The sequence below is a fragment of the Brucella sp. TWI432 genome, assembly GCF_039674445.1.
GTDB classification, from domain to species: domain Bacteria; phylum Pseudomonadota; class Alphaproteobacteria; order Rhizobiales; family Rhizobiaceae; genus Brucella; species Brucella chromiisoli.
This window is the reverse complement of record NZ_JBDJNL010000003.1, coordinates 43,500-63,496: the sequence shown is the minus strand read 5'-3', so window position 1 is coordinate 63,496 and position 19,997 is coordinate 43,500. Positions and strand designations below refer to the sequence as shown.

Genomic DNA, 19,997 nt, shown 5'->3' with positions numbered 1-19,997 from the left:
CCATTAATGAGCACACGGCAAGACTGTGGATCAGGCTGCGGCCAGTATTTCACGTGCAATATCATCCCAATGGCCAAAAACCTGTTGCGCGCCCTTGGAAGACAAGCGTTCTGCATGCCCTTCATAGGTATGCCCGCCGCCCGTATAACCAAAGGCTGTCATACCGGCTGCAATCGCACCCTCAACACCAAAGGGCGAATCTTCGATCACGACACACCGTGCCGGATCAATTCCCATTTTGTCGGCAGCAAACAGGAAAAGATCGGGCGCTGGCTTCCCGCGCTTAACCATGCTGGATGAATAGACTGCATCGCCAAAATATTGATCAATGCCTGTCTTTTTCAAACTGAATGCAATGCGCTCAGGCTGCGAGGAGGAGGCAACACAACGCTTATAGGGCAGCACTTTCAGAAAATCGGCGATTCCCACCGCCGGCTGCAAATGCTCAGCAAAAAGGGTTTTGGTTTCGGGCCAGAACTGGCTCAAAGCCTCATCTGGCAAACGATGGCCCGTCAGATCAGCAATCATCGCTAATATGTCAGCCTGCTTCATGCCGATGCCTTTGGCGACGGTTCCTTCCGGCAAAATCATGCCGTGATTGGCATAAACCTGCTCAAACGCGCGACAGGAAAGTGGTTCACTATCGACAAGAACACCATCGCAATCAAAGATAACGAGGTCGAAGGAAGATGCATTGCTCATAAAGGCTCCGGTAAATTGCATATTTTGTCGCGCCGATTTGAGATGCGCGTTTGTCTCTTTCGATATAGAGACTGTTCGTCGATTGCGCATCTATAACAACAGAAGCGTGACAAAATTATCGCGGAGACTCTCATGACGACGAATGTGGCACTGGTTGGACTGGCGCGGGACTTGCAGGCACGCGCAGAAACAGGAAAACCAATCCGCATCGGCCTTATCGGTGCTGGCGAGATGGGCACAGATATCGTCACACAGGTTGCCCGTATGCCCGGCATCGAAGTCGGCGCGCTTTCCGCGCGTCGGCTGCCGAACACATTCAAGGCTGTGCGCACTGCCTATGGTAACGAAGACAACGCCAAAGAAGCCAGCACTGAAAGCACTATGACCAGCGCCATTGAGAGCGGCAAGATTGCCGTCACCGGCGACAATGATCTGATCCTTTCCAATCCGCTGATTGATGTCATTATCGATGCAACCGGCATTCCGGAAGTGGGCGCTGAAACCGGCATCAAGGCGATTGAGCACGGCAAGCATCTTGTGATGATGAATGTCGAAGCCGATGTCACCATCGGACCTTACCTCAAGGCACAGGCCGACAAGCAAGGCGTGATCTATTCGCTGGGTGCTGGCGACGAACCCTCCTCCTGCATGGAGCTGATAGAGTTCGTTTCAGCGCTTGGTTATGAAGTGGTCTCTGCTGGCAAGGGCAAGAACAACCCGCTCAATTTTGATGCCATCCCTGATGATTATCAAGAAGAAGCCGACCGCCGGAACATGAATGTCCGCCTGCTGGTCGAATTCATCGATGGCTCAAAAACCATGGTCGAGATGGCAGCCATTGCCAATGCAACAGGCCTTGTTCCAGATATTGCTGGCATGCACGGCCCGCGCGCCAGTATTGACCAGTTGAGCAGCACGCTCATCCCACAGGCGGATGGCGGCGTTCTCAGCAAAAGCGGCGTGGTTGATTATTCGATCGGCAAAGGCGTTTCGCCGGGCGTGTTTGTTGTGGCCAAGATGGACCACCCGCGCCTGAATGAACGGCTTGAAGACCTGAAAATCGGCAAAGGGCCCTATTTCACCTTCCACCGCCCCTACCACCTTACATCGCTTGAGGTACCGCTGACAGTCGCGCGTGCAGTCCTATACGGCAAATCCGACATGGTGCCACTGCCAAAGCCAGTGGCAGAAGTCTGCGCGGTGGCAAAGAGAGATTTGCAGCCGGGCGAAAAGCTCGATGCGATTGGCCAATATTGCTATCGCTCATGGATCATGACCACGCCGGAAGCACGGGCCGCGAAAGCCATTCCGTGCGGCCTGCTGCAAAATGGCACCGTCACCGCATCGATCAAGAAGGGTGAACTCATCACCTATACCAATGCAGTACCGCAACCCGGCTCAAAGATCGCCGAGCTGCGCGCTTTGCAGGACAAAATGATCTACGGCTGATCGAAAATTACCAGCAAAAACAAAAACGGCGGCTCGAAGCCGCCGTTTTTGTTTGTTGCCAGAGCACCGTGGCCTTATGAGATTCGGGAAATGGCGAGCCTAAAATGGTGAGGTTCGAGAACCGGAGCGGAATGTACTGAACGTACATGCGCACCGGAAGCGCAGAACCTCGCCATTTGCAGGCTGCCAGAACCCGAATATCAAAGGCCTAGTGATCGAGAGCCTTAACTATGCTTTCGACCATCTTTTTCGCATCTGCAAACAGCATCATGGTGTTATCGCGGAAGAACAGCTCATTTTCCACGCCCGCATAGCCTGAGCCCATGCCGCGCTTGATGAACAGCACCGTACCGGCCTTGTCGACATCAAGGATCGGCATACCGAAGATCGGCGATTGCGGATCAGTCTTCGCTGCCGGATTGGTTACGTCATTCGCGCCAATCACGAAGGCAACATCAGCCGTCGCAAATTCCGAATTGATGTCTTCAAGTTCGAACACTTCATCATAAGGCACGTTGGCTTCGGCCAACAGCACGTTCATGTGACCCGGCATACGACCGGCAACAGGGTGGATTGCGTATTTCACTTCCACGCCTTCGGCTTTCAGCTTGTCGGCCATTTCACGCAGCGCGTGCTGTGCCTGTGCCACCGCCATACCGTAACCCGGAACGATGATGACCTTGGATGCATTCTTCATGATGAAGGCTGCATCATCTGCCGAACCCTGTTTGACCGGACGCTGTTCCACTTCACCGCCACCACTTGCTGTCACGTCACCGCCAAAGCCACCCAGAATAACCGAGATGAACGAGCGGTTCATGCCTTTACACATGATGTAGGACAGAATCGCACCCGATGAGCCGACCAGCGCACCAGTGATAATCAGCGCCAGATTGCCAAGCGTGAAGCCAATGCCTGCCGCAGCCCAGCCCGAATAGGAGTTGAGCATGGAAACGACAACCGGCATATCCGCGCCGCCAATCGGGATAATGATCAGCACACCGAATACCAGCGCCAGAATAACGATCAGCCAGAACACGAAATGGCTTTCGGTGTTGGTCAGAACAGCAATCAGGATCACAATTGCAGCAGCAAGGGCCGCATTGATGACATGGCGTCCCGGCAACATGATCGGCTTGCCCGACATGCGGCCATCAAGTTTCAGGAACGCAATAATCGAACCGGTAAAGGTGATTGCACCAATCGCAACACCCAGCGACATTTCAATCAGCGCCTGACCGTGGATTTGACCCACTTCGCCAATGCCAAAGGAATGCGGTGAATAAAGGGCTGCGGCAGCAACGAGCACGGCTGCAAGACCGATCAGCGAGTGGAAGGCCGCCACAAGCTGCGGCATGGCCGTCATCGCAATGCGGCGCGCAATCACGGCACCGATACCGCCACCAATGCCGATACCAAGAATGATCATCACCAGACCGCCAAAGCTTGGGCGTGCCAGCAGCAGCGTGGTGACAATGGAAATACCCATACCGATCATACCATAGGTATTACCCTGACGGCTGGTGGTTGGGTGCGACAGGCCGCGCAGTGCCAGAATGAACAGGACACCGGAGACGAGATAAAGGAAGGCTGCGAGATTAACGCTCATGATGGCTCAGCCCTCACTTTTCTTTTTTCTTGTACATGGCAAGCATGCGTTGGGTAACGAGGAAGCCGCCGAAAATATTCACGCTGGCAAGGATGAGCGCGATGAAGCCGAAGCCGGTTGCCCAGCCCGAAAGCGACAGGCCGACTGCAAGAAGTGCGCCAACCACGATCACCGATGAAATGGCGTTGGTGACAGCCATAAGCGGCGTATGCAGCGCAGGCGTCACCGACCAGACAACGTAATAACCGACGAAAATCGACAGAACAAAAATCGCAAGGCGGAAGACAAACGGATCGACCACTCCACCGGAAGCGGCATGGGCTGCAGCAGCGGCTGCATCACCTAAACCGCCTGCATTTTCCGCTGCCTGCCTTACGGCCTCTGCCGCCTGATTGAGGCTCTCAAGAGCTTTTTCGAGTGCTGTATCGGACATTATGCCTCTCCTCCATCAGCAGAAGTTTTTGCAGCTTTTGCGGGCGCTTTCCGGGTTCTCTTCGCTACAGGCTTTTCGGCAGCCGCTTCCAAAGCAGGTGCCTTTGGCTTCGCTGCTGTTTTTGGCTTGGCGACCTTCTCAGCCACGACTGCCGGCGCTATTTCGGCTTCGGCCTTGGCAAACGCCGGATGCACGACCTTGCCCTCATGGGTCAGAAGCGTTGCCTTGATCAGCTCTTCCTGCGGATCAATTTTCAGAAGCTTTGCTTCCTTATCGACCAGCGTTTCGAGGAATGCGTAAAGATTGCGTGCGTAGAGCTGCGAAGCAGTCGCTGCAATCCGGCCCGGTACGTTGAGATACCCCACAATCTTCACGCCGTTAACTTCCGCAATCTGTCCGGCAACAGCACCTTCAACATTGCCGCCGCGTTCAACTGCCAGATCGACCAGCACAGACCCCGGACGCATGGCCGCAACCATTTCCTTTGAAACAAGACGCGGGGCGGCACGACCCGGAATAAGTGCCGTGGTAATGACGATATCCTGCTTGGCAATATGGTCAGCAACAAGTGCCGCCTGCTTCGCCTGATATTCCTTCGACATTTCCTTGGCATAGCCGCCGGAGGTTTCCGCCGCCTTGAATTCCTCATCCTCGACAGCGATGAACTTCGCGCCAAGCGAAGCCACCTGCTCTTTTGCCGCCGGGCGAACATCGGTTGCAGTCACAACCGCACCCAAACGACGAGCAGTCGCAATCGCCTGAAGCCCTGCAACGCCCGCCCCCATGACAAAGACACGGGCAGCAGGCACGGTGCCAGCCGCCGTCATCATCATCGGCATAGCACGGTCATAAACTTCCGAAGCATCAATGACAGCCTGATAGCCAGCCAGATTGGCCTGCGATGACAACACGTCCATCACCTGCGCGCGCGTTATGCGTGGCATGAATTCCATCGTGAATGCCGAAATTCCAGCCTTGCCAAGTGCTGCCACAGCATCTTCGTGGCCGTAAGGATCAAGCATCGCGAAAAGCGCTGCACCCGACTTATACCCCTTAAGCTCCGCATCATTCGGTCGGCGCACTTTCAGGATCACGTCTGCCGCTTTGGCATCCGCCGCAGTGCCTATGCGCGCACCCGCAGTGACAAACTCGGTATCAATGATACGTGATTTTTCGCCTGCGCCTTTTTCCACCACGACATCAAAACCAAGCGCGATGAATTTCTTCACCGTCTCGGCAGATGCCGCAACGCGGGTCTCGTTGGGATCACTCTCTTTCGGAATGAATATAGTCTGGGCCAACTGGTTTCCCTTTCGTGGCTTGATCCGGCGTCACAGCCGGGCGGAATTCAGGGCATCCGGGAAGATACCCCATCAAATTATCAAACAAACGACATGCATAAAGCCCCGGTGAGGCGCAAACGGCACCCTTACCAAGGCATTCGATCAAATCACGCGATTATTCCGGCTTTATATCCTTAGAGGATGAACCAGGCAGCAACGCAGATAAGGACAAAAAGAACGGATGCGGCGAAAGCACCACCCGCAAAAAAGCCGAACGCCATGGAAGCCAGAAGCGCAACAAGCGCCACGGTGCCCCATTTAAATACGCTTGTGAAACCGGCATAAGTTTTCTCATGCTCGGAATAATCCATCTTCGCGCCAAGTTCAGCCGGTGCTGCGGTATGATGTTCTGCCATTTTTAGTTCCACCCATTGAAATATTTTGACTATTCTTAGCCACAATATTCTCAATCTTCAACGCGCATTCAACATGAACCGGAGCGGCTTACCGCTTTCCTGCCCGGCCCATTGTCGCAGCGCCCCTCGATCCGCATAGCGCGGCTCCTGCACTTACCTAACGGCATTTTTCAAAAAGTGCTACATTTAAATATTTAAGGCAACTTTCAAAAAGATTTAAATAATCAAATGCAATAATCGTGCGTATGAAGCATTATACGCCAAGCCCCGTATATTTCGCTGTCGGCAGAATAGTCAGCGGGCCAACGCCATTAACCAGCTCACCAAACATAGCGCGCCGCTCGTGCGGTTGCGACTTGAAAAAAGGAAAGCGGACAGCAACGGCATCGCGAATATTGCGAATGGGAGCGGCTCCCAGCCCGACCCGGATCCCATAGCCCTCGTGCTCACGCGCTTCGGCCATAACACTTGTTCCGAAAATGCGTTTATAGAAGGCCATGTGCTCTGGTTTGACCGATGCAAGACATTGATCGGCTTCAAAATATTCCGATGCCATTGCAGCAATGCGCAGTGTGACATAGGGAATGGCCGGATATTCGCTCAAAAGTTCCGGGTCGGCTGCAAACCGTGTGGGATCGACAAAGCTCATACCCGCGTTGAGCAGCGGATCAAGAATATCCGGAAAAAGCGCATAGCTTGTGCCACGACGATGATCTGGCGTGATGTGATGAATACGCAATGTACTCACCAACTGCCCATCAATATGAATACCGAAAACAAACGCATGGCTGTCGCAATCCACATCATCGACAATCGATGGCACGTCTGCTTCATGCATCACATTCGCACTGCGGTAGGAGCGATAACGCAGACGCCCGATCTCTTCGAGATCTTCGGCATGCACAATCCTGCGATACTCCACCCGATCCAGAAACTGCAATAGCTGCCGCGCGAAATTGGATAGCGGTGGCTGGCCACCGGAGACAGCTTCATTACTCATTCAAATCGCATCCGCACCCCGTCAAATCAGTGCGCAGAATAAGGTGCTTTATAAGCGTGTAAAGGTATAAGTTCGCGTTTTCTCACAGTCCGGTCAAAGATGGAGCGAACTTCTCGCCATATCACAGGATTTGACAGGGCAATCTTGGTCTACTTCGGCATCGAATGGCTGATAAACAGCCATTCGAGCACGCTTTTAGTGAGCGCCTAAAGCGAATTGGCCAAAGACTGAAACATGTGAATAGTCTCATCTTTCATAGCTTGGCCGTCAATATTGTAGTTTGCATAGGCAGATGTCTTGACGATCACCACATTTTTCACGGGGTTTACATAGATGAATTGTCCATAAATACCCACGCCGCAGAAATCACCCTCAGGCTCTGCCGGAATCCACCACTGATAGCCATAGCCATAACCTATTTTACCGGAAGGCATCCGACGTCCGGGCATGAGATAAGGCTCATCCGGCGTCACTGAATCATGAACCCATTGTGCAGGCACAAGCTGCTCACCACGGTAATTGCGTCCCTCATTCATATAGAGCAACCCAAATCGCGCATAATCGCGAAGCACCGCATTCAGGCCACCCGCGGCAACAACCTCTCCCTGAGTATCGGCCAGCCAATAGGCATCAGCTTCCGCTCCAAGCCTCGACCACAGCCTGTCCTGAAAATATTGTTGTATTGGCACACCTGTTGCATGTTCCAAAACCAGAGCAAGCACCTGTGTGTCAGCAGATACATATTCATTGACTGTCCCCTGCTGCCGCTCACTCTTGAGGTGGGCCGTGAAATCCACAACCGAGCCGGTCAGAATCTGTATGACATAGCGGACAATATCCGAATTCAGATCGCCATAGTTTTCATTAAAACCAATGCCGGATGACATTTGCAGCACGTTTTTAACGGTAACGCCCTTATAGCCACCTTCTTTAAGCACCGGCACGTAATGATCGACCGTTTCATCAAGCTTGATCTTCCCATCCGCAACAGCATTGCCAATCAGAAATGAAACAAATGACTTTGAAAGAGACATCGCAATGGATTGCGTCTTTTCCGTATTACCGCGATCATATTCCTCATGCACAATCACGCCGTCTTTGAGCACAATAAATCCGGTCGTATCAGTGCGCTTAAGAAAATCCGCAACATTGCGCGTCTCGCCCTTGTAAGTATAGGTTTCCGGCAAAGGGCGCTCTGCTACCGGCAACACACTCACATCAGCCGTATGAGGCACGCGAACGGAGGGATATTTTTTATAAAGATTGCGAAAATTCTCATCAATCACATCGGGCTTGAATGTTTGAGCATACTGATATACCGCCCAATATTCATGTATTTTCTTCCAGAAAATCGCAGATCCAACTCCAACCACAATAATAATTAGAGCTAAAACATATAATAAATAACGAAAATAGCGCCTCATAGTCTCCCTCGCATATTCTCAAATCATCAATAGTGATTCGAATGATACTCTATAAAACTGTCGCGTTATGACAATTTTATATCATCATCATTCCATCATTATTGAAAATCACTATAACTTGTGAGGCTATGCGGATGAAAAATCTTACGCGACGGTGTGCCCAATATCGTGATGCGCGATCGCTTTGGCGGACGAAGAACGAATTTCATCAGCCGGCACAGGCTTACCCAGAAGATAACCCTGAACAAGGTCGGCACCGGCAGCAACGCGGACCAGAGCCAATTGCTCTTCAGTTTCAACGCCTTCAACAGTCACAGCCAGCCCCAGTTCGTGCGAAAGCTGCGTAACACCGCGTAACAGCATGAGAGAGCGGCGGTCGGTTGCAATATCCCGCACAAACGAGCGATCAACCTTCACCTTGGTCAACGGCAGGCTGTTGAGGTAGCTGAGACTGGAGTAACCCGTTCCGAAATCATCCAGCGCAATATTGATGCCACCATTTTTGAGACGCTGCAAAACAAGCGAAGTCTGGTTGCGATCGGCAATAATTGCGCTTTCCGTTACCTCGACTTCAAGCTGTCGGGCAGGAAGCTTCGACTTCTGTAACGCATTGGCAATGTCGCGGGCAATATCGCTGTTCTTGAGGTCAATCGCCGAAAGATTGACGGAGACGCCAATACGATCACCCCACGACATACAGTCCTGACAGGCTTGCTCAAGCATGAAACGTGTTATCTGCGAAATGATCCCGATTTCCTCTGCCAGCGGAATGAACTCCATTGGAGAGATCGGTCCAAGCACCGAATGCTCCCAGCGTGCAAGCGCTTCATAAGCGACCACACGCAGTGACTGCGCACTGACAATCGGCTGATAGACCACCTTGATTTCACGGTTGGCAATCGCCTGTCGCAGATCAGCTTTCAGCTTCTGACGACCGCGATATTTGGTGTCCATGGCACTGACAAACAGCGCCCATTGCCTGCCTTCGTCACCCTTTGCTTCATAAAGTGCAAGGTCGGCATTCATATGCATGCTGGCAATATCGCATTTTGCGACAGTTTCAGTGGCAACACCTGCACTGATCTCCATCTGAATCTGATCACCATTGAGATCATAAATGCCGCTCACAACTGCAATGATATGTTCCATCACAGGCGCGACTTCAGCTTCACTGTCGAGATTGAAGACAAACACAACAAATTCATCGCCGCCAAAGCGTGAGGCGACATAACGCTGCGGATCAAGCAGGCTCAACCGCTCGGCAAAGAGCCTGAGGAACGTGTCGCCGACATGATGCCCAAGCGTATCATTGACATGCTTGAAATGATTGATGTCGATAACAATGAGGGCCGCAAGCGTATCGGAATCTTTTTGCGAGAGCAGCGAACGCACCATCGTTTCGAAGTAATTGCGGTTTGGAAGGCCTGTCAGACCGTCGAAGCGCGCCATATGCTGAATGCGCACTTCCGATTCAACGCGTTGCGTCACATCTTCAAACATCAGCACCACACCGGCATTTGATGTCTGGTTGGCGACGCATTCGATGTAGCGATCATCCGCAAGCTGAAAAATGTCACGCGATTTGCGACCCGCCAGAAGATCGCGCATACGCGCTCCGATATTGCTCAGGTCATTATGCGGAAACAAGCCCTGACGGATGCAATAACGCAGCAAGACTTCAAGTTTACGCCCTCGCAGCTTTGTGTGTTCCGCAATCTTCAACAAGGCTTTTGTTTTGTGATTGATCACCGCGATGCGTTGCTGCGCATCAAACATCAACAGACCTTGCGGCATATTGTTGAGTGCCGCATCAAAACGACTGGCCACCACCGACAGACGCCGCTTGCCCATCACGGCTGCGAAGAGAAATTCGCGCAATCCGTTGGCCATCTGAATATTGGACAGAAAATACGGAATCAGCAGCAGGCCAATCACAATATGAAAGGGAGTCCCCGCAAGAATGAGGCCCGCCAGCACGGGCAACAGCGTACAGGCCGACATCAGCGCAACGGCCTTTGCCGACGCATAATTGCGCCCCACAATCGAAACAACAGAGGCAAGCAGAATGGTCAGGCTTGCAAGTTCTGCAAAGGAATCGCGCAGCACATAGCTTGAGAAGAAGCACAGCATACCAAGCGTGAGACAAACCAACGACGCACCGACAAGATAACGCGCTTCCCACTTGTCGAGATCAGCATGCGTGAGATTGCCAAGTTTTGCCTGGTCAAATTTATGCATGTCAAAGAGGCGGCCAAGGGCAATAATTGTAAAAAAGCCAGCAAAGCCCAGAAAACGCCAGTCAGCAGTTTTTACGTAAATGACGACACACGCCACAACATGGGCGAGCAGACCAAACCATAATGTTGTACGGTTGCCATATAGCGACCGCAAAAATGATAACCGCACATCGACGGGTATCTCAGGTTGAAGGCTTCGCCACATTTCGTTGATCGTACCCCTTTCAGAAGGGATAATATGCCACCAATCATTTAAAAATATCTTTCGTAAAATTAAACCACAAGCTGTTATTACAACAATCAGCAGCTGTATTTTATTTTTAAGCAAGAAAAATTAAAAGCGCGCCCCTCAAATCAAGAATACAACCCTGAGATATTATTCCAGAGCATTCTGAATATTTGGAAATGCCATTTCCTTTTACCAGAAAGATGCAAGCTGTACAAAAGCGCTGTAGAAATCACTACCAGAAGACCACCGAGCGAAACTCATGGACCAAATTTCACGTATTTTACAGATTAAATAACCGATCACATTAGAAGAACTTAATAAGCTCCTTAAAGAGTATGACCACCGTCGATTGTAATCACTGAACCTGTCATATAACGGCTGGCTTCTGAAGCCAGCATAAGCACCACGCCGTCAAGGTCCTGCATCTCGCCTAAACGCTTCATAGGATTAGAGGCCTTTAAATAAGATGCGATTGGCCCCAAAAGATGTTGCTCATTGATTCGCGTTGGAAACCAGCCCGGAGCGATGGCATTGACCCGTATATCATAGGGTGCAAGTTCGAGCGCCAATGCACGCGTCATTTGCGTCACACAGGCCTTGGACATCGCATAGCCTGCAGTACTTTTTTGCGGTCGCTCAGCAAGTATGCTGGTCGTATTGACGATTGCACCGCCCGCGCCGCGCTTGACCATGCGCCTTGCAACCTCCTGCGCAGTGAAAAACGCTCCCGTTACATTTACATTGAACATATGCGCCAGCATGCCCGGGGTGGTGTCGAGCGCGCGCGCAACATGAGCAACGCCGGCATTATTGAAGAGAACATCTATCGGGCCCAGAACCCGCTCCGCTTCGTCGAATGCTGCACTGATTTCATCTGGCTGCGTCACATCAGCAACAACACTGAGCACCATACCATCGCAAAGAAAGACATCGCTGTCTTCACTGCGTGAAATTGAAACGATGTGCGCCCCGTGGTTCGCAAGCACCCGAACCATCCGCCGCCCCAGACCGGAAGATCCCCCGGTAACCGCAATCACCTTGCCGGCCACGGAGAAAAGTTGATTGTCAGTCATTTGCCCCCCAAAGACGCCAATCTATTCAAACTATTTAAAGCAGGATCAACTTTGTGTGACCATAGGGGCATGATAAAAAATACTTGTTATCAATAGAATATGAGGCTCCATTAGCCCTACAATCTTCTTCATCAATTATAGACATTACTGATATACGTTACTATATGCACAGCAAGAAGCCTTTCCCTGGATTTCAATCAACATGAAAAACGCAGTTCGCCCCCTCATCGCAGTGCCCACCGATGTAAAGCCATTTGAAAACTACATCTGGCATTCCGCGCCCGAACAATATCTGGCGGCTGCAATTGATGTCGCGGAAGTCACGCCTCTCCTGGTGCCAAGCTTTGGTGCAAAGATGGATACAGATACGATTCTTGCTGGTGTGGATGGCCTGCTTGTCACCGGCTCAAAATCCAACGTCAATCCAGAACTTTATGGCGTCGAACCCAGTGAAGCTTTCGAGCCTTACGACAAGGCGCGGGATGCAACTTCGCTTCCATTAATTCGCGCAACAATTGAAAAAGGCGTCCCGGTTCTGGCCATCTGCCGCGGTATTCAGGAACTGAATGTGGCTTTGGGCGGCACGCTCGCCACCGAGATTCAGGAGCTGGAAGGCCGAATGGATCACCGCGCACCACAATCAGACAGCCAGGCCGAACGCTTTGCACTCCAGCATCCGGTCAAAATTGCGCCAAACTCCTGTCTGGCCGAAATTCTCAAATCCGACAATGTGACGGTCAATTCGGTCCACCGTCAGGCGATCGACAAACTGGCACCGGAGCTTGAAATCGAAGCCATAGCCGAAGACGGAACAATTGAAGCAGTCTCGGTGAAAAATGCCAAGGGCTTCGTCGTCGGTGTTCAGTGGCACCCGGAATATTGGGTTCAGTCCGATGCACCATCACGCAAAATTTTTGAAGCCTTTGGCGATGCCGTGCGTGCGCACAATGCGCAACGCACACCGCAATAAATCAACCTTTTTTGACGTGTGCAGTTTCCGGCACGGGCGTCAAAGCTTCGCCCTTGTCGAACCATGAAATCAGGTTGTCGATCACAAGATCTGCCATGCCCTGACGCGTCTTTTCCGATGCTGAGCCGATATGCGGCAGCAAAACTGTGTTCGGCGCATCAAGCAGCGCCTGCGGCACATTTGGCTCATCTGCAAATACATCGAGACCGGCTGCGGCAATTGTTCCGTCATTGAGCGCTTGCGCAAGCGCATCTTCGTCAACAACTGAACCACGACCGATATTGATCAGCACACCTTCTGCTCCAAGCGCGCTTAAAACATCTGCGTTCACAGCCTTTTCAGTTTCTGCACCACCCGGCGCCACCAGAATAAGCGTATCGACAGCCTGCGCAAGCTCAAGCAGACTTGGATAATAAGCATAGCTTACATCATCGGCTTTGCGACGGTTGTGATAGGAAATCGGCAGTCCAAAAGCCTCAACACGGTGCGCAACAGCTTTTCCAATGCGGCCAAGACCGAAAATGCCAACCTTGCGACCACGCAGTGATAGTTTCGAAAGCGGATAACGACCCTTTTTCACCCACTCGCCAGCACGCAAAAACGCTTGCGATTTTGACAATTCGCGAACCGTATCGATCAGCAGACCAATGGTCGTGTCCGCAACTTCATCTGTCAGAACATCGGGTGTATTGGTGACCATTACATGCTTTTTGGCCGCATGTTTTGCGTCAACCGCATCGTACCCGACACCAAAATTTCCAATAATTTCAAGATTTGGCAGTGCATCAATCAATTCTGCACTCACCGTTGACATACTGGCAATGCCTTTGACATTACCCGCCCAACTTGCCTCCACCAATGCTGCATCCCCCTGAGGAACGCGCTTGACATGGAACTCGCCTGAAAGCCGCTGCACGGCATAATCGTTGAAATTACCGAGCACCAGAATGGTCGCTTCACGTTGGGCCATGGGCGCTTTCCTTATGTTCAAGAAAAATTCAACGGACCAGAGGAACTGGCCCGGTTAACAAGACAGATCAGACCTGTTTAGGCTTGGACGTCGATTGCCTGATGTGCAGTTCTGGCTTGATCAGTTCCTGATCATGCGAAACGTCAACGCCGTTCAACTGATCAAGCAAAGCGCGCGCCGCACGGCGACCGACTTCGCGCTGACCATTCCACACCGTTGTCAGTGCGGGTGTCGCAATGGCCGCCTCTTCCAGATCGTCATAGCCGGTAACGGAAATATCTTCACCCGGAACGAGACCTGCCCGTGCAATTCCGTTCATCAAACCGATGGCGGTGAGATCATTCCAGCAGACGGCAGCAGTCGGCTTGTCTTTGAGCGCAAGAAACTGCGGCGCGACCTCAAAGCCAGCCTGCTTGGTGCGCGGCCCTGAAATGCGCCATTCCGGCTTCACTTCCAGCCCGGCTTTCTGCATTGCTTGCAAATAACCCTGATAACGATCGCGACCCGTCGACGTCTGGTCCGTACCACCAATCATTGCAATCCGCGTGTGACCGAGCGAAATCAGATGGTTGGTTGCAAGACCAATACCGTAGGCATCATCCCCGCGGAAAACCGGCGCGTGAACGCCTTCGACACTGCGCGCGATCAGCACAACCGGCAGGCCGTTATCTTCCGCAAGCTGAATATCTTCCGGCGGCGTGCCGATAGCAGGCGACATGATGACACCATCCGCGCCAAGCTGAAGCAATGTATCCATAAAGGTGCGCTGCTTTTCCAACTGATCATAATGATTGGAAAGAATGAATGTCTGCCGCGAGCGATCCAGTTCCGTTTCAATAGACCGCAAAATTTCGGCAAAGAACGGGTTCATGATGTCATGCACAACAACACCGACAATCCCTGAGCGCGATGTGCGCAGGCTCGCAGCCCTGCGGTTATAGATATAACCGATCGCGCGGGCGTGTTCTTTGATTTTTTCACGTGTCTGGTCTGCGACAAGCGGGCTGTCGCGCAATGCCAGCGAAACGGTGGCTGTCGAAACACCAAGCGCATCTGCGATGGTCGAAAGCTTGATTTTTTGAGCCAAATCGCCTCCCCGAATGATCTTCCTGCAATCACAACAGGAATGGCTTCAATCAGTTCAAAGAGAGAAGCGGCCATCCCATTTTAAAATGGTTATGCCATTGCAATCATTGAATTGAAAGTTTTTTCAGCGACTTTCCAAGGCAGCGCACTCATTCTATATCGTCATCATCGAGAGTATCTTTATCGACTTCATCGATAAGCCCTGCAACGCCGCGTGCAGCAAGATTGTTTTCCATGCGCCCAAGCATCTTAAGAAACGCTTTGCGCTCCTTCTTATCGAAGCCCTTCAGCATGTCTTTTTCAGTCTTCTTGATAGACTTTTCAATAATGCGGATCGCTTCGACACCCTGTGGTGTGAGATAGACATGCGATTGGCGCTGATCTGTCTCAGAAGCCCGTTTGACCACAAAGCCCTGACTCTGCAACCGGGTAATTGTTTTGGTGATTGTCGGTGGACGCACACCAAGACGCTGGGCCAGAACACCCGGCGGCAAACCATCTTCCGATGCCAGTTGCAGCATCAACGCATCCTGACCGGCATAAAGCCCAAGCTCCAGAAGACGCGTAGCCAATACGGTTCGTGTAAGACGCGCCACTGACTGCAACCGGTAAAGCATCACTGCCTTGTTGTCCTTACTCATCGCCACCTCGCCCTTGGTCACCCGACTAATAAAGTGCAATCTACCGTAAAATATTGTCCGACTTATGAACCTCTAAACACAGATATTAAATCGAAGCAGCCTTCGAAGTTATGAAGAAAACTCAAAAAATCTTATGCAATTCGATGGATAACATTGCACGAGTTTTTGAACGGCGAAACCAAAATGTCGGAATCAGACAACCGTTTGCTGTTTTAATCGATCACCTTTAGACTCATGCTGTTCGTTTAAAAATATTCAGCACGGAGAGAAATATGCGTAACCCGCGCGACCAGAACAGCGACATGATCGTCGTCCTGCCCCTTGGCGCTCACGAGCAGCACGGCCCTCATCTGCCATTCGAAACAGATACGATCATCGCTGAAGGCATTGTCGCGCGCGTCAACGACGCATTGCCCGCCGATCTCAACGTCAATTTCCTGCCTGCGCAGCCGGTTGGCTATTCCATTGAACATATGGACGTCGAAGGCACGCAAAGCCTTGCCTTCTCGGAAGCCGTCAATCAATGGATCGGCATCGGGGAAAACCTTCATGCAGGCGGCATTCGCAAGCTGGTCATGCTCAATGCGCACGGCGGCAACGCACCGCTGATGACAATTGTTGCAACCGAGCTTCGCACCCGCCTTGATATGCTGGCCGTAGCAACAAGCTGGACGCGCTTCGGGCTGCCGGAAGGGTTGATTGCGCCGGAAGACAAATCGCTTGATATTCATGGCGGTTTTATCGAAACCTCGGTCATGCTGGCACTGCGTCCCGATCTGGTTGATATGTCAAAGGCCCAGCACTTCGCCAATGCGCAATCCGACTTTACAAAAGAATTCAAGCATTTGCGTGCCTATGGACCGCATGCTTTCGGCTGGAAGATGCATGATCTGAATACGCAAGGCGTTGCTGGCAATGCAGCAGTTGCAACCGCAGAGGCTGGTGAGAAAATCCTCGCGCATGCCGTCACAGGCTTTATCGAGCTTCTGCGTGATGTCGATCAGTTCGACCTTTCGCGCTTTTCATCAGATCAATTGGCGAGAACGTGATCGCAAGCCATGTAATATTATAGCGTTGCATATAGCATTCAGCCGTACCTTCCCTTATATGAAATAACCGATCTGAAGCCTCGGCAGCGTTCATGTGCGCGCACCCGAAGGCAGCAACTTCAAGAGGCATGAACAATGAGCCAGGCTGAAGCCCAAACTCAGGACAAGTCGATCACAGACGCTGGCAAAGAAGCTGGGCGTATTCCCGTTACCGTTCTGACCGGATATCTGGGTTCGGGTAAAACGACGCTTCTCAACCGCATCCTCACCGAAAATCACGGCAAGCGCTATGCGGTTATCGTCAACGAATTCGGCGAAATCGGCATCGACAATGATCTGATCGTTGAGTCGGACGAAGAAATCTATGAAATGAACAATGGCTGCATCTGCTGCACCGTGCGCGGCGATTTGATTCGCGTTGTGCAAGGCCTGATGCGCCGTCCGGGCCGTTTTGATGCGATTATCGTTGAAACAACCGGCCTTGCCGATCCGGTTCCTGTCGCGCAGACTTTCTTCATGGACGACGATGTCCGCGCCAAAACGGTTCTTGATGCCGTTGTCGCTCTGGTTGATGCAAAGCACCTGCCCCTGCGCCTCAAAGACAGCCGCGAAGCAGAAGACCAGATTGCATTTGCCGATGTTGTTCTGATCAACAAGACCGATCTGGTCACGCCGGAAGAACTGGCCGCTGTTGAAGCCACTGTCCGCGCGATCAATCCGCACGCGATCATTCATCGGACCGAACGCTCTGCAATCGCGCTGGACCGCGTGCTTGATCGCGGCGCTTTCGATCTCAAACGTGCGCTTGAAAACGATCCGCACTTCCTTGATCACGACCACCCGGATCACGTTTGCGGCCCTGATTGCGATCACGATCACGGCCATGCACATCACCACCATCATGGTCACGACCATGACCATACCTGCGGCCCAGACTGCGATCATGATCACGGGCATGAACATCACCACCACCATGATCACGATCATCACCATGCATCGCCGATCCATGATGTAACAGTGACATCCGTATCGCTGCGTGCGGGTGAGATTGACCCGGCGAAGTTCTTCCCCTGGATTCAGAATATCACACAGACACAGGGTCCAAACATTCTGCGTCTCAAGGGTATTATCGCGTTCAAGGACGATCCGGACCGCTACGTGGTTCAGGGCGTCCATATGATCATCGAAGGTGATCACCAGCGCGCATGGAAACCGGAAGAAAAGCATGAAAGCCGTCTCGTCTTCATCGGACGTCAGCTCGATGCAGCTGCGCTCAAAGCCGGTTTTGAAAACTGCCAATCTCAGTAAAATTGGACTCTGATGCCTACAGTTGCCCCGCTCGACCTTGATGGTCATTGCCTTTATGCACGCTTTATCAGCGGCAATCCCTTCTTTGCTCTGGCCGATGGCACTGTCCACCGGCTGGACAATGGCCACCAAACCAGCACCGCTCATGACGGCCTTCTCAGTGCAACGCTGACCTTTGACGGCAAAGCGCTGCTAACAGGCGGTGAAGATGGCCGCGTTTGCCAGACCGCATCGGATGGTACGGTCACGGAACTTGCAAAAGTGCCACGCAAGTGGATGACCGCAGTTGCAAGCGGCCCCAGCGGAACCGTGGCTTTTGCCTCTGGCCGCTCGGCATGGGTGCGCCCATCCAATGGCAAAGTGCAGGAGTTTGTGCAGGAACGCAGTGTCGAAGGCATTGCTTTTGCGCCAAAAGGTCAGCGTCTGGCAATCGCACGCTACAATGGTGCAACCTTGATCTGGACCGGCACAGAAGCAAAACCTGTCGAACTTGAGTGGAAAGGCGCCCATATCGACGTGATTTTCTCGCCAGACGGCCGCTTCCTGATTACATCGATGCAGGAAAATGCACTGCATGGCTGGCGTCTGGAAGACAGCCGGCACATGCGCATGACCGGCTATCCGGCCAAGGTCAAGGACTGGTCATGGAGCGTGAAGGGCAAATGGCTTGCCACCTCCGGTGCACCGGCTGCAATCGTCTGGCCTTTTGCCGGCAAAGACGGCCCGATGGGCAAGGCTCCGCTGGAACTTGGCCTGCGCGGCGACAGCATGGTCACGGCTGTTGCCTGTCACCCGATCGAAGACATTGCAGCCATCGGTTATAATGACGGCATGATTCTTCTGGTGCGGTTTGAAGATCAGAAGGAAGTATTGCTGCGTCGTGGTGGCAAAGGTGCCATCACCAGCATGGGCTGGGACAATCAGGGCAGCCGTCTGGCATTCGGCTCTGAAACGGGCGATTGTGGCGTGATAGATATAACAACCACCTGAACAAGGTCGTTAAACAAGAGGCCCCGATTGGGGCCTTTTGTTATTACTTCGCTTTCATCGTAACGGTTGACCCACCGTCCGGACCCAGCGACGCAACCCATTGACTGATTGCAGCCGCATCTTTTTCACCAAGCATATGATCAGCCTCGATTGTACGGGCATCAACCTTCGCACCGCCAGAGCGCAACAACGCTGACAGCGCCGGCGCAAATGGCGAATAAAGCTTGTCTTCCTGACCTGTAATCGTCAGCACACGCGCTTTGCTAAGATTGGCAACCGGCACATTGTCGAGAACCGGCATTGACCGCATCAGCACAGCGCGCTTCACCAGATCCGGGTGCAGCATCATCGTTGCAGCCAGAAGATTGGCCCCGTTGGAGTAACCAACAAAAGTCGCATGCGGCAGATCCAGCTCTTTTTCGTCGGCAAGACGCGAAAGGAAGGTCACGAATGCATTGGCTTCAAGTTTCACATCTTTTTGGTCAAACTTGACCGGTGTAAGGCGCTTGTACCAGCGCGTGCCGCCATCCTGCATGACACGTCCGCGAATACCCAGAAGCGTTGCACGTGGCCAGATCTTGGAAGCCATCGGCACAAGACTTGCTTCATTGCCGCCCGAACCATGCAGCAGAATAACCAGCTCATTGGAGACATTCTCAGGCTTGTAGAAGCGATAAATGAAGCGCTTGCTACGCGAAAAATTATGTTCGGGAGTTGTTTCAGCGTCCATCTTTTTATCGCGCATCGTTACGCCCTCACCAAGCTGGGGAGTGCCAATTTCATTTTTCATCGAGGCGGAAATGCCCCTGACAGCCAAGCTCTGGGACTTGCTCACAACCTTAATCGGCTTGGGCAACCCTTCCGCAAGGGCGGTCCCTGTTGTTGCTGTAAGCGCCATCATCATGGCAGCTATAAACGTCTTCTTTACCATAAGCTCAACTTGCCACTGATATGTTAACGAAGGTTTTAAGACAGCTCCACCCGGGTGCGTTACACCCTCTGCCAGTTCTGCATAGCAGCTCCTTAACAACATTGATTAAGCAAGATTGTGACAAAAACACGGAAAATTACCGATTGTCACATTCGTGTTACACATGCATCATCATCAAAAAACTGCGAGCATAAAAA

General features: G+C 52.2%; 18 protein-coding genes. 5 read left to right on the top strand and 13 right to left on the bottom strand.

The features are described from left to right. Positions 1 to 30: 30 nt before the first annotated feature. Entirely contained in the window at positions 31 to 702 is a 672-nt protein-coding gene (locus ABE527_RS07540) for an HAD family hydrolase (RefSeq protein ID WP_265986530.1), read from the bottom strand. Positions 703 to 834: 132 nt separating this feature from the next. Here ABE527_RS07540 and ABE527_RS07535 point away from each other — a divergent pair, with 132 nt between their 5' ends. After that, a complete protein-coding gene (locus ABE527_RS07535) occupies positions 835 to 2,151 on the top strand; it encodes a 1-deoxy-D-ribulose 5-phosphate reductoisomerase (protein ID WP_499696546.1) in 1,317 nt (438 codons plus the stop codon). Between the two features lie 208 nt (positions 2,152 to 2,359). Here the strand turns inward: ABE527_RS07535 and ABE527_RS07530 are convergent, their stop codons facing one another. The 8 genes from ABE527_RS07530 to ABE527_RS07495 all read right to left on the bottom strand — a co-directional run bounded on the left by ABE527_RS07530 (position 2,360) and on the right by ABE527_RS07495 (position 11,855). Further along, positions 2,360 to 3,760 carry an NAD(P)(+) transhydrogenase (Re/Si-specific) subunit beta gene (locus ABE527_RS07530; protein ID WP_265986527.1) on the bottom strand — a complete coding sequence of 467 codons (1,401 nt, stop codon included), beginning with the start codon at positions 3,758 to 3,760 and terminating at the stop codon, positions 2,360 to 2,362. Between the two features lie 13 nt (positions 3,761 to 3,773). After that, entirely contained in the window at positions 3,774 to 4,193 is a 420-nt protein-coding gene (locus tag ABE527_RS07525; RefSeq protein ID WP_265986526.1) for an NAD(P) transhydrogenase subunit alpha part 2, read from the bottom strand. After that, positions 4,193 to 5,494: a Re/Si-specific NAD(P)(+) transhydrogenase subunit alpha gene (locus ABE527_RS07520; protein ID WP_499696545.1), complete on the bottom strand. Its 1,302-nt coding sequence runs from the start codon at positions 5,492 to 5,494 to the stop codon at positions 4,193 to 4,195. Before ABE527_RS07520 ends, ABE527_RS07525 begins: the two co-directional genes overlap by 1 nt. Positions 5,495 to 5,670: 176 nt before the next feature. Then, entirely contained in the window at positions 5,671 to 5,892 is a 222-nt protein-coding gene (locus ABE527_RS07515) for an aa3-type cytochrome c oxidase subunit IV (RefSeq protein ID WP_499694051.1), read from the bottom strand. A 253-nt stretch (positions 5,893 to 6,145) separates the two neighbouring features. Then, the gene (locus ABE527_RS07510) at positions 6,146 to 6,892 is read right to left on the bottom strand and encodes an N-acyl amino acid synthase FeeM domain-containing protein (RefSeq protein ID WP_265986523.1); all 747 of its coding nucleotides are present in this window, start codon (positions 6,890 to 6,892) and stop codon (positions 6,146 to 6,148) included. A gap of 206 nt (positions 6,893 to 7,098) precedes the next feature. Beyond that, on the bottom strand, positions 7,099 to 8,316 hold the full coding sequence (locus tag ABE527_RS07505) for a serine hydrolase domain-containing protein (RefSeq protein ID WP_499696544.1): 1,218 nt from the start codon (positions 8,314 to 8,316) through the stop codon (positions 7,099 to 7,101). A 144-nt stretch (positions 8,317 to 8,460) separates the two neighbouring features. After that, complete coding sequence (locus ABE527_RS07500) at positions 8,461 to 10,758, bottom strand: putative bifunctional diguanylate cyclase/phosphodiesterase (protein ID WP_499694052.1); 2,298 nt, start codon at positions 10,756 to 10,758, stop codon at positions 8,461 to 8,463. A 350-nt stretch (positions 10,759 to 11,108) separates the two neighbouring features. Then, entirely contained in the window at positions 11,109 to 11,855 is a 747-nt protein-coding gene (locus tag ABE527_RS07495) for an SDR family NAD(P)-dependent oxidoreductase (RefSeq protein WP_499696543.1), read from the bottom strand. Positions 11,856 to 12,057: 202 nt separating this feature from the next. Here ABE527_RS07495 and ABE527_RS07490 point away from each other — a divergent pair, with 202 nt between their 5' ends. After that, entirely contained in the window at positions 12,058 to 12,825 is a 768-nt protein-coding gene (locus ABE527_RS07490) for a gamma-glutamyl-gamma-aminobutyrate hydrolase family protein (RefSeq protein WP_499696542.1), read from the top strand. Between the two features lies 1 nt (position 12,826). Here the strand turns inward: ABE527_RS07490 and ABE527_RS07485 are convergent, their stop codons facing one another. The 3 genes from ABE527_RS07485 to ABE527_RS07475 all read right to left on the bottom strand — a co-directional run bounded on the left by ABE527_RS07485 (position 12,827) and on the right by ABE527_RS07475 (position 15,522). Next, entirely contained in the window at positions 12,827 to 13,795 is a 969-nt protein-coding gene (locus ABE527_RS07485) for a 2-hydroxyacid dehydrogenase (RefSeq protein WP_499696541.1), read from the bottom strand. 67 nt (positions 13,796 to 13,862) lie between these two features. Further along, positions 13,863 to 14,882 (bottom strand): LacI family DNA-binding transcriptional regulator, encoded by a 1,020-nt coding sequence (locus ABE527_RS07480; protein ID WP_265986518.1) that lies wholly within the window; start codon positions 14,880 to 14,882, stop codon positions 13,863 to 13,865. Between the two features lie 148 nt (positions 14,883 to 15,030). Further along, entirely contained in the window at positions 15,031 to 15,522 is a 492-nt protein-coding gene (locus ABE527_RS07475) for a MarR family winged helix-turn-helix transcriptional regulator (protein WP_499696540.1), read from the bottom strand. A gap of 272 nt (positions 15,523 to 15,794) precedes the next feature. Here ABE527_RS07475 and ABE527_RS07470 point away from each other — a divergent pair, with 272 nt between their 5' ends. From ABE527_RS07470 to ABE527_RS07460, 3 genes are all read left to right on the top strand, one after another. Further along, positions 15,795 to 16,571 carry a creatininase family protein gene (locus ABE527_RS07470; RefSeq protein ID WP_499696539.1) on the top strand — a complete coding sequence of 259 codons (777 nt, stop codon included), beginning with the start codon at positions 15,795 to 15,797 and terminating at the stop codon, positions 16,569 to 16,571. A gap of 135 nt (positions 16,572 to 16,706) precedes the next feature. Continuing rightward, complete coding sequence (locus tag ABE527_RS07465; protein WP_499696538.1) at positions 16,707 to 17,879, top strand: CobW family GTP-binding protein; 1,173 nt, start codon at positions 16,707 to 16,709, stop codon at positions 17,877 to 17,879. Between the two features lie 12 nt (positions 17,880 to 17,891). Then, a complete protein-coding gene (locus tag ABE527_RS07460; RefSeq protein WP_499696537.1) occupies positions 17,892 to 18,869 on the top strand; it encodes a WD40 repeat domain-containing protein in 978 nt (325 codons plus the stop codon). 43 nt (positions 18,870 to 18,912) lie between these two features. Here the strand turns inward: ABE527_RS07460 and ABE527_RS07455 are convergent, their stop codons facing one another. Continuing rightward, the gene (locus tag ABE527_RS07455; RefSeq protein ID WP_499696536.1) at positions 18,913 to 19,800 is read right to left on the bottom strand and encodes an alpha/beta hydrolase; all 888 of its coding nucleotides are present in this window, start codon (positions 19,798 to 19,800) and stop codon (positions 18,913 to 18,915) included. Positions 19,801 to 19,997 lie beyond the last annotated feature (197 nt).

Bases quoted from the DNA above. Each gene is read 5' to 3' on its own strand.
- ABE527_RS07505 (WP_499696544.1), bottom strand. From the start codon at position 8,316: ATGAGGCGCTATTTTCGTTATTTATTATATGTTTTAGCTCTAATTATT.
- ABE527_RS07460 (WP_499696537.1), top strand. From the start codon at position 17,892: ATGCCTACAGTTGCCCCGCTCGACCTTGATGGTCATTGCCTTTATGCA.
- ABE527_RS07535 (WP_499696546.1), top strand. From the start codon at position 835: ATGACGACGAATGTGGCACTGGTTGGACTGGCGCGGGACTTGCAGGCA.
- ABE527_RS07500 (WP_499694052.1), bottom strand. From the start codon at position 10,758: ATGTGGCGAAGCCTTCAACCTGAGATACCCGTCGATGTGCGGTTATCA.
- ABE527_RS07515 (WP_499694051.1), bottom strand. From the start codon at position 5,892: ATGGCAGAACATCATACCGCAGCACCGGCTGAACTTGGCGCGAAGATG.
- ABE527_RS07490 (WP_499696542.1), top strand. From the start codon at position 12,058: ATGAAAAACGCAGTTCGCCCCCTCATCGCAGTGCCCACCGATGTAAAG.
- ABE527_RS07495 (WP_499696543.1), bottom strand. From the start codon at position 11,855: ATGACTGACAATCAACTTTTCTCCGTGGCCGGCAAGGTGATTGCGGTT.
- ABE527_RS07485 (WP_499696541.1), bottom strand. From the start codon at position 13,795: ATGGCCCAACGTGAAGCGACCATTCTGGTGCTCGGTAATTTCAACGAT.
- ABE527_RS07540 (WP_265986530.1), bottom strand. From the start codon at position 702: ATGAGCAATGCATCTTCCTTCGACCTCGTTATCTTTGATTGCGATGGT.
- ABE527_RS07455 (WP_499696536.1), bottom strand. From the start codon at position 19,800: ATGGTAAAGAAGACGTTTATAGCTGCCATGATGATGGCGCTTACAGCA.
- ABE527_RS07530 (WP_265986527.1), bottom strand. From the start codon at position 3,760: ATGAGCGTTAATCTCGCAGCCTTCCTTTATCTCGTCTCCGGTGTCCTG.
- ABE527_RS07465 (WP_499696538.1), top strand. From the start codon at position 16,707: ATGAGCCAGGCTGAAGCCCAAACTCAGGACAAGTCGATCACAGACGCT.
- ABE527_RS07470 (WP_499696539.1), top strand. From the start codon at position 15,795: ATGCGTAACCCGCGCGACCAGAACAGCGACATGATCGTCGTCCTGCCC.
- ABE527_RS07525 (WP_265986526.1), bottom strand. From the start codon at position 4,193: ATGTCCGATACAGCACTCGAAAAAGCTCTTGAGAGCCTCAATCAGGCG.
- ABE527_RS07475 (WP_499696540.1), bottom strand. From the start codon at position 15,522: ATGAGTAAGGACAACAAGGCAGTGATGCTTTACCGGTTGCAGTCAGTG.
- ABE527_RS07510 (WP_265986523.1), bottom strand. From the start codon at position 6,892: ATGAGTAATGAAGCTGTCTCCGGTGGCCAGCCACCGCTATCCAATTTC.